This is a genomic window from Pseudomonas sp., from assembly GCF_040514055.1.
Classification (GTDB): domain Bacteria; phylum Pseudomonadota; class Gammaproteobacteria; order Pseudomonadales; family Pseudomonadaceae; genus Aquipseudomonas.
This window is the reverse complement of sequence record NZ_JBEVDL010000014.1, coordinates 119,461-133,411: the sequence shown is the minus strand read 5'-3', so window position 1 is coordinate 133,411 and position 13,951 is coordinate 119,461. Positions and strand designations below refer to the sequence as shown.

The 13,951-nt window shown below is 63.4% G+C and carries 13 protein-coding genes; 2 read left to right on the top strand and 11 right to left on the bottom strand.

Annotated elements, in window-relative coordinates; all coding sequences use genetic code 11:
* Window positions 1-145: 145 nt before the first annotated feature.
* Window positions 146-586, bottom strand: a complete 441-nt coding sequence (locus tag ABWY06_RS04210; protein ID WP_353924313.1) for an OsmC family protein — start codon at window positions 584-586, stop codon at window positions 146-148.
* Window positions 587-819: 233 nt separating this feature from the next.
* On the opposite strand from ABWY06_RS04210, the gene crp reads away from it, so the two are divergent.
* Window positions 820-1,464 (top strand): cAMP-activated global transcriptional regulator CRP, encoded by a 645-nt coding sequence (gene crp, locus ABWY06_RS04205; protein ID WP_353924312.1) that lies wholly within the window; start codon window positions 820-822, stop codon window positions 1,462-1,464.
* A 79-nt stretch (window positions 1,465-1,543) separates the two neighbouring features.
* Here crp and trpC read toward each other — a convergent pair whose 3' ends face one another.
* From trpC to rpe, 6 genes are all read right to left on the bottom strand, one after another.
* Window positions 1,544-2,350 (bottom strand): indole-3-glycerol phosphate synthase TrpC, encoded by an 807-nt coding sequence (gene trpC, locus ABWY06_RS04200; protein ID WP_353924311.1) that lies wholly within the window; start codon window positions 2,348-2,350, stop codon window positions 1,544-1,546.
* A complete protein-coding gene (trpD, locus tag ABWY06_RS04195; RefSeq protein WP_353924310.1) occupies window positions 2,347-3,393 on the bottom strand; it encodes an anthranilate phosphoribosyltransferase in 1,047 nt (348 codons plus the stop codon). The genes trpC and trpD overlap by 4 nt, the downstream gene beginning before the upstream one ends.
* Window positions 3,393-3,986, bottom strand: a complete 594-nt coding sequence (locus ABWY06_RS04190; protein WP_353924309.1) for an aminodeoxychorismate/anthranilate synthase component II — start codon at window positions 3,984-3,986, stop codon at window positions 3,393-3,395. The genes trpD and ABWY06_RS04190 overlap by 1 nt, the downstream gene beginning before the upstream one ends.
* A 4-nt stretch (window positions 3,987-3,990) precedes the next feature.
* Window positions 3,991-5,481, bottom strand: a complete 1,491-nt coding sequence (trpE, locus tag ABWY06_RS04185) for an anthranilate synthase component I (RefSeq protein WP_353924308.1) — start codon at window positions 5,479-5,481, stop codon at window positions 3,991-3,993.
* 112 nt (window positions 5,482-5,593) lie between these two features.
* Window positions 5,594-6,457 (bottom strand): phosphoglycolate phosphatase, encoded by an 864-nt coding sequence (locus ABWY06_RS04180; protein WP_353924307.1) that lies wholly within the window; start codon window positions 6,455-6,457, stop codon window positions 5,594-5,596.
* Window positions 6,454-7,128 carry a ribulose-phosphate 3-epimerase gene (gene rpe, locus ABWY06_RS04175; protein ID WP_353924306.1) on the bottom strand — a complete coding sequence of 225 codons (675 nt, stop codon included), beginning with the start codon at window positions 7,126-7,128 and terminating at the stop codon, window positions 6,454-6,456. The genes ABWY06_RS04180 and rpe overlap by 4 nt, the downstream gene beginning before the upstream one ends.
* Window positions 7,129-7,341: 213 nt before the next feature.
* On the opposite strand from rpe, the gene ABWY06_RS04170 reads away from it, so the two are divergent.
* Window positions 7,342-9,411: a multicopper oxidase family protein gene (locus tag ABWY06_RS04170; protein WP_353924305.1), complete on the top strand. Its 2,070-nt coding sequence runs from the start codon at window positions 7,342-7,344 to the stop codon at window positions 9,409-9,411.
* Between the two features lie 34 nt (window positions 9,412-9,445).
* Here the strand turns inward: ABWY06_RS04170 and ABWY06_RS04165 are convergent, their stop codons facing one another.
* From ABWY06_RS04165 to ABWY06_RS04150, 4 genes are all read right to left on the bottom strand, one after another.
* On the bottom strand, window positions 9,446-10,276 hold the full coding sequence (locus tag ABWY06_RS04165; RefSeq protein ID WP_353924304.1) for an ABC transporter permease: 831 nt from the start codon (window positions 10,274-10,276) through the stop codon (window positions 9,446-9,448).
* An 18-nt stretch (window positions 10,277-10,294) separates the two neighbouring features.
* The gene (locus ABWY06_RS04160) at window positions 10,295-11,542 is read right to left on the bottom strand and encodes an ABC transporter permease (RefSeq protein WP_353924303.1); all 1,248 of its coding nucleotides are present in this window, start codon (window positions 11,540-11,542) and stop codon (window positions 10,295-10,297) included.
* Between the two features lie 104 nt (window positions 11,543-11,646).
* Window positions 11,647-12,681, bottom strand: a complete 1,035-nt coding sequence (locus tag ABWY06_RS04155) for a polyamine ABC transporter substrate-binding protein (protein WP_353924302.1) — start codon at window positions 12,679-12,681, stop codon at window positions 11,647-11,649.
* A 48-nt stretch (window positions 12,682-12,729) separates the two neighbouring features.
* Complete coding sequence (locus ABWY06_RS04150; RefSeq protein ID WP_353924301.1) at window positions 12,730-13,851, bottom strand: ABC transporter ATP-binding protein; 1,122 nt, start codon at window positions 13,849-13,851, stop codon at window positions 12,730-12,732.
* Window positions 13,852-13,951 lie beyond the last annotated feature (100 nt).

Genomic DNA, 13,951 nt, shown 5'->3' with positions numbered 1-13,951 from the left:
AGGACGGTTAACACCTCTTCGCGATGGCGATTTTGGTTGTACTGGTTACTGACCGGCCCACGGCCGGCCCCTGAAACGGGGCGCCATTATGCCGAGGTCGGCCCATCAGGGCCAGCCTGCGTCCTCGGTTAATGGCAAGACACAGTCAGACTGTTGCGGGTTCCGCGCCCAACTCGATCACCTCGTAATCGTGGGTGATCTCGACGCCGCCCCGGCCGAGCATGATCGACGCCGAACAGTACTTTTCCGCCGACAGCTCGACCGCGCGCTTCACCTGGGCATCCTTCAGCCCGCGGCCCTTGACCACAAAATGCAAGTGGATGCGCGTGAACACCTTGGGCTCTTCGCTGGCCCGTTCGGCCTCCAGGAAAGCCTCGCAGCTTTCCACCGCCTGGCGGGATTTTTTCAGAATGCTCACCACATCGAAATTGCTGCAGCCGCCCAATCCGATCAACAGCATTTCCATTGGGCGGATCCCCAGATTACGGCCGCCGCTCTCTGGCGGGCCATCCATGACAACCGCATGGCCACTGCCGGACTCACCGATAAACAAGGCTTCGCCCGCCCACTGGATACGTGCTTTCATCGGTCGATCTCTCCATGGATGCAAGGGAGCGGAAGATACCACAGGGACGAGTAGTTCACGAAAACGCAAACATGGCGCATTGACATCATTTTCAACGGTACCTGTGTCGCAATTTCGCACAACCAATAGCACCGGGCCTGTTAAGCTCAAAGAGGATAACTGGCACACTAGTGTGATAATAAAAAACAATAAACTGACGCGCCGACAAGGCTCATCTTTTTCGGGACTCGGGCATGGTTGCTATAACCCTTACACCTAAAATCAAGAATCTCGACAAACTCCTCGCACATTGTCACCGCCGCCGTTACACGGCGAAAAGTACCATTATCTATGCGGGCGATCGGTGCGAGACGCTGTTCTTCATCGTCAAAGGCTCGGTCACCATCCTGATTGAGGATGACGACGGGCGCGAAATGATCATTGCTTACCTGAACTCCGGCGACTTCTTTGGCGAACTGGGACTGTTCGAGAAAGAGGGCGCGGAGAAGGAACGCAGTGCCTGGGTCCGGGCTAAAACCGAATGCGAAGTGGCGGAGCTCAGCTACGCGAAATTCCGCGAGTTGACCCAACAGGATCCAGAGATTCTCTACACCCTCGGCAGCCAGATGGCCGATCGCCTGCGCAACACCACGCGCAAGGTCGGCGACCTGGCCTTTCTCGACGTAACCGGCCGGGTCGCACGCACCCTGCTCGACCTGTGCAAGCAACCCGATGCCATGACCCATCCGGACGGCATGCAGATCAAGATCACCCGTCAAGAGATTGGCCGTATCGTCGGCTGCTCGCGGGAGATGGTCGGGCGCGTACTCAAGGCGTTGGAAGAACAGGGCCTGGTGCATGTCAAAGGCAAGACCATGGTGGTATTCGGCACCCGATAGGGCCAGCCGCACCGACAAAAAAGCCGGCTGAGTGCCGGCTTTTTCGTGGGTCGCCGCTCAACGACGGCAGTGGGCTTTTTCAGCGTCCGGGGAAAAACAGCCGCTGCAGCTCGGTGCCGGGATTTTCCGCCCGCATAAAGGCCTCGCCGACCAGGAAGGCATAGACCTCGCTGATTTCCATCAGCTCGACGTCGGCGCGATTGAGAATACCGCTCTCAGTCACCACCAGACGATCCCGCGGTACCGAAGGCAGCAGGTCGAGGGTGGTTTCCAGGCTGACCTCGAAGGTGTGCAGGTTGCGGTTGTTGATGCCGATCAACGGCGTGTCGAGGGTGTTCAGCGCCCGCTCCAGCTCCTCCCGATCATGCACCTCCACCAGCACATCCATGCCATGGTCCTTGGCCACGGCGGCCAGTTCAGCCATGCGCCCGTCGGTCAGCGCGGAGACGATCAGCAGGATGCAGTCGGCGCCCAGTGCCCGGGCCTCGACCACCTGGTAGGGGTCGATCATAAAGTCCTTGCGGATCACCGGCAGGTTGCAGGCCCCACGGGCTTGCTGCAGGTAAGCGTCAGCACCCTGGAAAAAGTCCACATCGGTCAGCACCGACAGGCAGGTCGCCCCGCCTGCCGCATAGCTGCGCGCCAGATCGGCCGGCACGAAGTCCTCGCGTAACACACCCTTGCTGGGCGAGGCCTTCTTGATCTCGGCGATCACCGCGGCCTCCTTGCGCTTGGCGCAATCAATCAACGCCCGGGCAAAGCCACGCGGGGCATCGGTCTGACGCGCTTGCGCCTCGAGCTCGGCCAGGCTGACCTGGACGCTGCGCGCGGCGACCTCCTCGACCTTGCGCGCGAGGATCTTTTCCAGAACGGTGGGCAGGCTCACGCTTCATTCTCCAGGCGGCAAACGGCGGTAAAGGACACCAGTTCTTCCAGCTTCTCGCGAGCCAGGCCGGTGTGCAAGGCATCATGGGCCAAGCTCATGCCATCGCGCAAACTGCTGGCATGCTCGGCGGCATAGAGCGCGGCGCCGGCATTGAGCACGATCATCTCGGCCGCCTTCTGGCCGTTTTCAGTCTTGCGTCGTCCCAGGGCATCGCGGATCAGCACCAGCGAATCCTCCGGGGTTTCCACCGTCAGGCCGATCAGGCTCTGGCTCTTGATGCCAAAATCCTCGGGCTGGATGCGGTACTCGCTGACCACGCCGCTCTTGAGCTCAGCCACCTGGGTCGGTGCCGCCAGGCTGATCTCGTCCAGGCCATCCTGGGCGTGCACCACCAACACATGCTCGCTGCCGAGACGCTGCAGCACCTCGGCCATCGGCCGGCACAGGGCCTGGCTGAATACGCCGACGACCTGGTGCTTGACCCCGGCCGGGTTGGTCATCGGGCCGAGCATATTGAACAGCGTACGCAGGCCCAGCTCGCGACGCGGACCGATGGCATATTTCATCGCCCCATGGTGGGCCGGAGCGAACATAAAGCCCACGCCCACCGTCTCGACACAACGGGCGATTTGCACAGGGGTCAGGCTCAGGTAGACGCCCGCGGCCTCCAGCAAATCGGCGCTGCCGCTTTTGCCGGACACCGCGCGATTACCGTGTTTGGCTACCTTGCCGCCGGCCGCCGCCACGACAAAAGCGGCGGCGGTGGAGACGTTGAAGATATTCATGCCATCGCCACCGGTGCCGCAGGTGTCGACCAGGCGCTCGGCCTGGATGGTCACCGGTGCCGCCAGCTCACGCATGACCCGCGCCGCGCCGACGATTTCGTCGATGCTTTCGCTTTTCATGCGCATGCCCATGAGAAAGGCGCCTATCTGCGCGTCGGTACATTGGCCGGTCATGATCTGCCGCATGACCGCCTGCATTTCCTCGGTGCTCAGGTCCAGTTGCCCGACCACACGGTTCAGCGCTCCCTTGATGTCCATCAGCGCACGCCTCCGCTCTGCTTGAGGAAATTGGCCAACAGTTCGTGGCCCTGTTCGGTGAGTATCGACTCGGGGTGGAACTGCACACCTTCGATGTTCAGGGTCTTGTGCCGCAGGCCCATGATTTCGTCGACCGAGCCGTCCGCCAGGCAGGTCCAGGCGGTGATTTCCAGGCATTCCGGCAGGGTTTCACGCTTGACCACCAGGGAGTGATAACGGGTCACGGTCAGCGGCAGGTTCAACCCGGCGAACACCCCGAGGCCTTCATGGAACACCGGGCTGGTCTTGCCGTGCATGACCTGGCGGGCGCGCACCACCTGGCCACCAAAGGCCTGGCCAATGCTCTGGTGCCCCAGGCATACGCCAAGGATCGGCAGTTTACCGGCGAAATGCTCGATCACCGCCAGCGACACGCCCGCTTCGTTGGGCGTGCAGGGTCCCGGGGACACCACGATGCGCTCTGGGCGCAGCGCTTCGATCTCGGCCACGCTCAGCTCGTCATTGCGAATGACCTGGACATCGGCGCCCAGCTCCCCCAGGTACTGCACCACGTTGTAGGTAAAGGAGTCGTAGTTATCGATCATCAGCAGCATGGCCTTACTCCTCTACCGCGGGATGGGTCTGTTCAGCCAAGGCCACGGCGCGAAACATGGCGCGGCGCTTGTTCAAGGTTTCTTCCCATTCCAGGGCCGGGACCGAGTCGGCGACTATGCCGGCACCGGCTTGTACGTGCAGCTCGCCGTCCTTGATCACCGCGGTGCGGATGGCGATGGCGGTGTCCATATTGCCGTTCCAGGCCCAGTAGCCCACGGCGCCGCCGTAGACACCGCGCTTGACCGGCTCGAGCTGATCGATGATCTCCATGGCCCGCACCTTGGGCGCGCCGGACAAGGTCCCGGCCGGCAGGATCGCGCGCAAGGCGTCCATGGCGCTGAGTCCCTCCTGCAGCTGGCCGGTGACATTGGAGACGATGTGCATGACATTGGAATAGCGCTCGATCACCATCTTTTCCGTCAGCTTGACCGAGCCGGTGCTGGCCACCCGGCCCACATCGTTGCGCCCCAGGTCGATCAGCATCAGGTGTTCGGCCAGCTCCTTGGCATCGGACAGCAGATCCTGCTCCAACGCCAGGTCCGCTTCCTCGCTGACGCCGCGCGGGCGGGTCCCGGCAATCGGCCGCACCGTGACCAGGCTGTCCTCGACCCGTACCAACACCTCGGGCGAGGAACCGACCACGTGGAAATCACCGAAGTTGAAGAAATACATATAGGGGGTCGGATTGATGCAGCGCAGCGCCCGGTACAAATCGATGGGCGCGGCCTTGAAGGGAATCGACATGCGCTGGGAGATCACCACCTGCATGCAGTCGCCGGCCAGGATGTAGTCCTTGATCGCCTCGACCGCCTGTTCGTAATCGCCACGGCTGAAACTGGAACGGAACTGCGGCTCGGGACCGGCCGGCACACTGAGGTCGACGCCCAGGCGCGGGGTGATGGGCTGGCGCAGTCGCTGCAGCAATTCCTGCAGCCGCGCCTGGCCCTGCTCAAAGCCGTCGGCCTCGGCCGGATCGGCGAGCACGATGGCGTGCATTTTGCCCGCCAGGTTGTCGAACACCACCACGGCATCCGACACCATCAGCAGGATATCCGGGGTGCCCAGCGGATCGGGATTGGGCGAGTCACCCAGTCGGCGCTCGACGAAACGCACGCTGTCATAGCCAAAATAACCCACCAGCCCACCATTGAAGCGCGGCAGGCCGGCGATGCTCGGCACCCGATAGCGGGCCTTGAACGCCTCGACGAACGCCAGTGGATCGGAACTGTCCAGGGATTCCAGTTCGATCCCGTCGCGGGTCACGCTGATATGCTGCCCATGCACGCGCAGTACAGTGCGACAGGGCAGGCCGATAATCGAATAACGGCCCCATTTTTCCCCACCCTGCACGGATTCGAGCAGGTAGGAGTTGGGCTGGTCGGCCAGTTTCAGGTAGATCGACAGCGGCGTATCGAAGTCGGCCAGGGTTTCGAAGGCCAGCGGGATACGGTTGTAGCCGGCCGCAGCCAGGCGCAGGAATTCTTCGCGGATCATGATCGGTCTCGTGGCTCAGGCCCGAAGCGGCCTGCGCTTGCTTGGGCGCGGGCTCGGGGCACAGGGGAATCGGTCGGGGGCAAACGCGCCGGCAGGGACCGGCAGAATCAAATCAGGCGCGCCAACGCCAGCGGGCCAGGGCCTTGAGGATTTTCATCCCGGACTTGATAAACCAATGTTTGCGGGTGACCACCACGATGCAATCTCTTCGGCGGGAAACGGGTTGGATGACGTCCGTCAACGGTATCTCAGCGCCTGTCGCGACGCAACCCGGCAAGAGTTCGCGCAGGTCGCCGATCACCAGCGCTGGCGACTCCTCGGCGATCGGCCGGCCGTGATTGTAGCCATAACTGAGAGCCACGCAGGGCACTCCGGCGGCGCGCGCCGCCAGCACGTCATTGCGCGAGTCGCCGACAAACAGCGCCTCATGGGGTGCCACACCGCCCATCTTCATCACCTGCAGCAAGCCGGTAGGGTCGGGTTTTTGCTGCGGCAAGGTATCGCCGCCGATGATCCAGCGGAAATACCGGCCGATCTTCATTTCATCCAGCAAGGGGGCGACGAACTGCTCGGGTTTATTGGTGATCAGAGCCATTTCCACGCCCTGCTTTTTCAGCCACTTGAGCGTGGTGCGCACCCCTGGATAGACCTGGGTGAGGCTGTGGCTGTCGGCATAGGCAGTCATGAACAGGGCCAGTGCCTGCTCGGTTTCGGCCTCGTCGACGCCGTCATGCTCCAGGCCGCCGGCCAAGGCCCGGCGCACCAGCACGCGCGCGCCGTTGCCGACCCATTCGCGCACCGCCTCGAGGGCCACTGGCGGCCGACCAAGGTCGTGCAGCATCTGCTGCAACGCCGCGGCCAGGTCCGGCACCGAGTCCACCAGGGTACCGTCCAGGTCGAACATCACCAGGCGTGGCAGGCGTCCGGGAAACAGCTGTTCGAAGCCACCGACACGCACCTCGCTCAGGTCACTCATGCGCGGGCAAGCGCCAGTTCCGCACGCATGCGGCCGATCACCTCGGCGTAGTCCGGGGTGTTGAAGATCGCCGAACCGGCGACGAAGGTGTCGGCCCCGGCGGCGGCGATGTCGCGGATATTGCCCAGGTTCACCCCACCGTCGATTTCCAGGCGGATGTCACGTCCCGAGGCCTCGATCAGCGCGCGGGCCTCGCGCAGCTTGTCGAGCGTTCCAGGAATGAATTTTTGCCCGCCAAACCCCGGGTTGACGCTCATCAGCAGGATCATGTCGACCTTGTCCATCACATACTTCAGGGCGTCCAGGGAAGACGCCGGGTTGAACACCAGGCCGGCCTTGCAGCCACCGTCCCTGATCAACTGCAGGGAACGGTCGACATGCTGGCTCGCTTCCGGGTGGAAGGTGATGTAGCTGGCGCCCGCCTCGATGAAATCCCCAATGATGCGGTCCACCGGCGACACCATCAGGTGCACGTCGATCGGCGCGGTGATGCCGTACTTGCGCAATGCCGCGCAGACCATCGGGCCGATGGTCAGGTTCGGCACGTAGTGGTTGTCCATCACATCGAAATGGACGATGTCCGCGCCGGCGGCAAGCACCTGATCGACGTCCTGGCCGAGCCGGGCGAAATCGGCGGAGAGGATCGATGGGGCAATGGCAAAGGGTTGCATGACGGACCTCGGGACAAAACAGGATGCCGGCGATTGTAGCCTGTACACGCCCGTCTGGCGTTGCCCTGTGTCAGCCCGTGGCTATGGCGCGGGTAGTCGCGAAGATTCGCGCCCACTGCCACAGCCTTCTACAGTAGCTTTGGGCCATGGGTTGTCGACGGCCTGCCCGGCAAGGCATTTGCCGCTGTCATGCGATCCAGGAAGGAGTTCCCCATGAACGTTGTTCCCCCCCTTGCACTCACCTTTCGCCCACGTCCTGTTGCCCTGCTGATCAGCGCGCTGCTGAGCTGGCCATTGTCCGCCGCCGCGGACCCGGCGCCCGACCCGCTGGCCGAGCAAGGCAACCCGCCAACCTTACAGCCGCGGGCCGCCAAGCGCCTGACCTTGCTGGCGGTCCCCCGCGCCCCCCTGGGGCAAACCGCGGTGGCGGATGATGTGGTGTACGACCTGACCGCTCAGTTCAGCGACGGCCAGCTGTGGAACCCCGGCACCAACCGCTACGACAAGGTGCACCTGCGCAGCTACCAGGGCACCGGCATCGACCCGCAAGCGCCCTATATCGCCCCGATGATCGAGACCTTTCCCGGGCAGACCGTGCGCGTGACCTTGCACAACCAGTTGCCCAAGGACGCCACCTGCCTGATGGGCAGCGGCGGCAGCGCCAACCTGCCGCACTGTTTCAATGGCACCAACCTGCACAGCCATGGCCTGTGGATCAACCCGGCTGGCAACAGCGACAACGTGCTGGTCTCGATCAATCCCGGCGTCGACTTCCAGTACGAATACAACATCCCGCCCGACCATCCCGCCGGCACCTTCTGGTACCACCCGCATAAACACGGCTCGACCGCCATCCAGGTGTCCAGCGGCATGGCGGGCGCGCTGATCGTACGCGGTACCCGCACCCCGACCCCGGAGGGTACCGGCGACCTGGACACCCTGCTCAAACCCATTGCCAACCAGCCATTTCCCGAACGGGTGCTGGTGTTCCAGCAGATCCAGTACGCCTGCCGCGATGCCCAGGGCAAGGTCAAGACCAACCCCGATGGCACCTACCGCTGCGACCCCGACGACCAGGGCACGATCGACGACTACGACCAGTTCGGTCCCGGCAGTTGGCCCGCCTCCGGGCGCTACACCAGCATCAACGGCCGGGTCATCGGTGATCAGCTGAATGCCTTCGAGGGCGCCCGCGCCGGGGTAATTGAACGCTGGCGCATGGTCCACGCCGGGATTCGCGACAGCGTCGCCCTGCAACTGCGCAAGCGCGCGCCGGGTGCACCGCCACTGGCCAATCTCAAGGCCGGCGATCATGCGAGCTACATCAGCCAGCACTGCACCGGTGAGCCCTTGCCGCTGTTCCGGGTGGCCGGTGACGGCCTGACCACCGCCGCAGCGGTGCAGACCGACATGCTGGTATTCCAGCCCGGTTACCGCTGGGATGCCCTCACGCTGTTCCCCGAGGCCGGCGACTATTGCCTGATCGATGCCGCCGCGTCGGCGGGAGCCAGTGTCAACCAGGCACCCCCGTCGCCGCAGCTGCTCGGGATGATCCCGGTGGCCGATGGGCAACCAGTGGCACCGGTGGCCGATGGGCAGCCGGTGGCACCGGTGGATATCCCCAAGGTCGTCAGCGAGCAACTGCTGGCTGCCGCCCAGGCCAATATGCCGGAGCCGGTCAAGGCCAAGGTGCTCGCTGAACTCAAGGACGGGCTCAAGCTCAGCAGTTTTATCGCCCACCCGGACGTCACCGACGACCAGGTGACCGGCACCCAGGAACTGACGTTCAATATCGACACCAGCCAGTCGAGCGAGGTGTTTTTCCAGGTCGACGGCAATCCCTATGACGCCAACCGCATCGACCGTACGCTGATACTCGGCGCCGTGGACGAGTGGACCCTCAAGTCGACCCGCGCCAGCCACCCCTACCATATCCACGTCAACCCGTTCCAGGTGGTCAAGATCATCGCCCCGGACGGCAAGACCGATGTCAGCGCGCCCGGTGCCGTGGACAACTTCGAGAAGGATAAACAGGGCAACCCGATCATCGACCCGCAATATGCCGGCCTCAAGGGCGTCTGGAAGGACACCCTGTTCGTCAAGAACATCGGCGGTGGCGTGGCTGGCGTTTATCAGGTGGTGATCCGCACCCGCTACGAGCGTTACATCGGCGACTTCGTCCTGCACTGCCACATCCTCGACCACGAGGACCAGGGCATGATGCAGAACGTGCGTATCGCGCTACCGGACGGTAACGGCGGCGCAGCCCACGGCCATCATTGACGGCCGTGGCCAGGCGCCCGCAACGGGCGCCCGGTCAACCTTGCGGCGTGGCCGTGCGCAGTTTCTCGCTGCGCCCACGCAACCACTCCAGGGTCAGCAGCAGCAACACGGAAAAGCCGATCAGCAAGGTCGCCGCCGCGGCGATGGTCGGGCTGAGGTTCTCGCGAATACCGCTGAACATCTGCCGGGGCAACGTCGCCTGCTCGGGGCCGGCAAGGAACAAGGTGACCACCACTTCGTCGAATGAGGTGGCGAAGGCGAACAGGGCACCGGAAATCACCCCGGGGGCGATCAGTGGCAGGGTCACCCGGCGAAAGGCGGTCAGCGGCGAGGCACCCAGGCTGGCCGCGGCCCGCACCAGGTTGTGATTGAAACCCTGCAAGGTCGCCGACACCGTGATGATGACAAAGGGCACGCCCAGCACGGCATGCACCAGGATCAACGACAGGTAGCTGTTACCCAGCCCCAGCGGAGCGAAGAACAGGTAGCTGGCCACCCCGACTATCACCACCGGCACCACCATCGGCGAGATCATCAGGCTCATCACCAGGGCCTTGCCACGAAACTCGCCGCGGGTCAGACCGATGGCGGCCAGGGTCCCCAGGCCCATGGCCAGGACCGTGGCGGCCGGCGCCACGATCAGGCTGTTGCGCAAGGCGCGCATCCATTCGGCCGACGCGAAGAAATCCTCGTACCAGCGTAAGGAGAACCCCTGCAGCGGGTACATCAGGAAACTGCCCGAGTTGAACGACAGGGGAATGATCACCAGCACCGGCAGGATCAGGAACAGCAGCACCAGGGCACAGAAGATGCGCAGGCTGTAGTACCAGACACGTTCGATCGGCGACAGATAAGGCGTCAGCATAAAAACGGCTCCGGTGGATTAACTCAGGCGCAGGCGACTGGCGCCGACCAGCCAGCTGTACACCACGTAGAGCACCAGCGTGGCGAGCAGCAGCAAACCGCCCAGCGCGGTGGCCATGCCCCAGTTGATGGTGACGTTGGTGTAGAAGGCGACGAAATAGCTGACCATCTGATCGTTCGGGCTGCCCAGCAAAGCCGGGGTGATGTAGTAACCGATCGCCAGGATGAACACCAGCAGGCAGCCGGCGCCAACACCCGCCACGGTTTGCGGGAAATACACCCGCCAGAAACTGGCGAAGGGATGGCAACCGAGGGAAATAGCGGCACGCATATAGGTCGGCGAGATGCCTTTCATCACGCTGTAGATCGGCAGGATCATAAACGGCAGCAGGATGTGCACCATCGAGATGTACACCCCCGTGCGGTTGAACACCAGCTCCAGGGGTTTATCGATCAGGCCCAGGCCGAGCAATGCACCATTGATCAGTCCGCCGGACTGCAGCAACACGATCCAGGCCGCCACGCGCACCAGAATCGAGGTCCAGAACGGCAGCAGCACCAGGATCATCAGCAGGTTGCTCTGCCGCGACGGCAGGTTCGCCAACAGGTAGGCCAACGGGTAGGCCAAAACCAGGCACAGCAAGGTGATCACCAGCCCCATCCACAGGGTCCGGGCGAAGATGCCCAGGTAAATCGACTGGTCCGGCGTCGCCGGCGCCAATTCGCCCAGGTCGTCGATGCGGTGGTCGACGGCGGCCAGCAGGTAATAGGGGGTGACGCTGCTGCTGTTGCGGCGGATCACTTGCCAGTAGGCCGGATCGCCCCAGCGTTCATCCAGCTTCTCCAGGGCGTCCTTGTACGCCGCTGGCGCGGGTTCGAAGGGCAATGCCCGTGAGGTTTTCGCCAGCAGGCTGCGATAGCCGGCCAGTTCCATGTTCAGGCGCTTGGACAAGTCGCCGACTTTCTGTTGCTGACGGGCCTCGGCCAGGTCCTGGCTCAGGGCCTGGTAGGCGGCCTCGGTCGGCAAACCCTTGCCATCCCAGGCGCTGATCGCCTGCAGGGTACGCGGCAGGCTGGCGACCACCTCGGGGTTGGCCACGCTTTTGTAGAGCAGGGCGGCGATCGGTACCAGGAAGATCAGCACCAGAAACAGCAGCAGCGGCAGGATCAGCGCCTGGGCCTTCAGGCGATTGGTCCGCTCGGCACGGGCCAGACGCTGTTTCAGCGTGGGGCCCGCGACCTCGGTCAGGGGCGCGGCGATGGCCATAAACGAACTCCGGAAATCGGACCGCTCGCGCGGTCACGGACAATAGGGCTAACACCCCTCGGCGCCCTGCCCTTGACGGTGCAAGGACAGGGGCCGGGCGGCTATTACTTGGCGGCCCAGGCGGTGAAGCGCTGTTCCAGGGTTTCGCCGAAGTCGGCCCAGAAGGTGACGTTCATGGCCACCTGGTCTTTGATGTTTTCCGGGGTGGTCGGCATGTCGGCCAGCAGGCCCTTGTCCAGCAGGGCCACGGCCTTGGTGTTGACCGGACCGTAGGCGATGTTCTGCGAATAGATCTTCTGCTGCTCGGGCTTGAGCGTGAAGGCGATGAACTTGAGGATCTCGTCCTTGTTCTTCGCACCCTTGGGGATGGCCCAGGCGTCGAAGTCGTAGATACCACCGGTCCAGACCACTTTCAGATGGCTGCCTTCCTTCTGCGTGGCGGCGATGCGGCCGTTGTAGGCCGAGCTCATCACCACGTCACCCGAGGCGAGGTACTGGGGCGGCTGGGCACCGGCTTCCCACCACTGGATATACGGTTTTAGCTCATCGAGTTTCTTGAAGGCGCGGTCCTGGCCGTCCTTGCTGGCGAGCACGGTGTAAACGTCCTTGGGCGCGACGCCGTCGGCCATCAGGGCGAATTCCAGGGTGTATTTGGCACCCTTGCGCAGGCCGCGCTTGCCCGGGAACTTGTTCACGTCCCAGAAATCCGGCCAGCCGCTGGGGGCGCTGGCGAGCTTGTCGGCGTTGTAGGCCAACACGGTGGACCAGACGAAGAAACCGACGCCACAGAGCTGCGCCGCGCCCGGCACCAGGTCGTCCTTGCCGCCGAGCTGGGCGTAGTCCAGTTCTTCGAACATGTCTTCGTCACAGCCGCGGGACAGCTCCGGCGACTCGACTTCCACCAGGTTCCAGGACACGCTGTTGGTGTCGACCATGGCCTTGACCTTGGCCATTTCACCGTTGTACTCGCCGGCGATGATCTTGTTGCCGGTGGCCGCTTCGAACGGCGCATAGTAGGCCTTGGCCTGCGCCTCTTTATTCGCGCCACCGAAGGAGATGACCGTCAGGTCGGCGGCCATGGCCGGTACGGCACAGGTCAGCGCCAACGCCAGGGTGGTGAGTGTGAGGTTTTTTGACATTCTTGTACGCTCCACAGTGCTGGTTGGAAAAAAGGCGGATTGCCAGGTCTACTCGACCGTCAGCGGGTCCAGCGCACGCACGTGCTGGACATGCCAGCCGAGCGGCACCACATCGCCAACCGCCAGGGCGGGATCCAGTTCGGCGATTGGCTGCTTGACGAAAAAATCGGTTTTGCCACAAAGCTCCAGACGCACCCGTACGTGGTCGCCCAGGTAGATGAATTCGGCCACGCGGCCGGAAAAACGGTTGCGACAGGCTTCGCTGGCGGCGTTCAACAGCACCCGCTCCGGACGAATCGACAGGGTCACCGGCTCGCCCGGCTGGCCGACGTTCACCGCCAGTGCCTCGACCCGCTCGCCACGCTCCAGCTCGACCAGGCAATGCTCGCCGTCGCGGCTGGCCAACCGACCCTGCAGGCGATTGTTCTCGCCAATGAAGTTGGCGACGAAGGTGTTCTTCGGCGATTCGTAGAGGCTGCGCGGATCGGCGATCTGCTGGATTTCGCCCTGATGGAAAACCGCCACCCGGTCGGACATGGTCAAGGCTTCGCCCTGGTCGTGGGTCACGTAGACCACGGTCACGCCCAAGCGCTGGTGCAGGTGCTTGATTTCCATCTGCATATGCTCACGCAGCTGTTTGTCCAGCGCCCCCAGCGGCTCGTCCATCAGCACCAGCTGGGGTTCGAAGACCAACGCCCGGGCCAACGCCACCCGCTGTTGCTGCCCACCGGAGAGCTGAGCCGGGTAACGGCTGGCGAAGGCATCCAGTTGCACCATCGACAACGCCCGCTTGACCCGGTCACGCACATCGGTGCGGTTCATGCCACGCACCGACAGCGGGAACGCCAGGTTCTCCGCCACGGTCATGTGCGGGAACAGGGCATAGTTCTGAAACACCATGCCGATGTCGCGCTTGTGCGGGGGGACGTGGTTGATCGAGCGGCCGGCCAGCAGGATCTCGCCTGCGGTCGGTGTCTCGAATCCGGCCAGCATCATCAGGCTGGTGGTCTTGCCGGAGCCGGAAGGCCCCAGCAGGGTAAGGAACTCGCCTTGGCGAATATCCAGGTTAAGGTCTTTGACGATCAGGTTTTCACCGTCGTAGCTTTTCTGCACGCCACGAAAACTGACCAGAAAATCGGTGTCGCCCACTCTCGAATTCACATCGGCCATCAGTGCACCTTGTTCTTGTTCATGCCGTTCGGGACAGCCTAAAGAAACCCTGTCGCTCGGCAAATCGGGCGGCCGGAGAGATTGCCATCAGCCGCCCAGC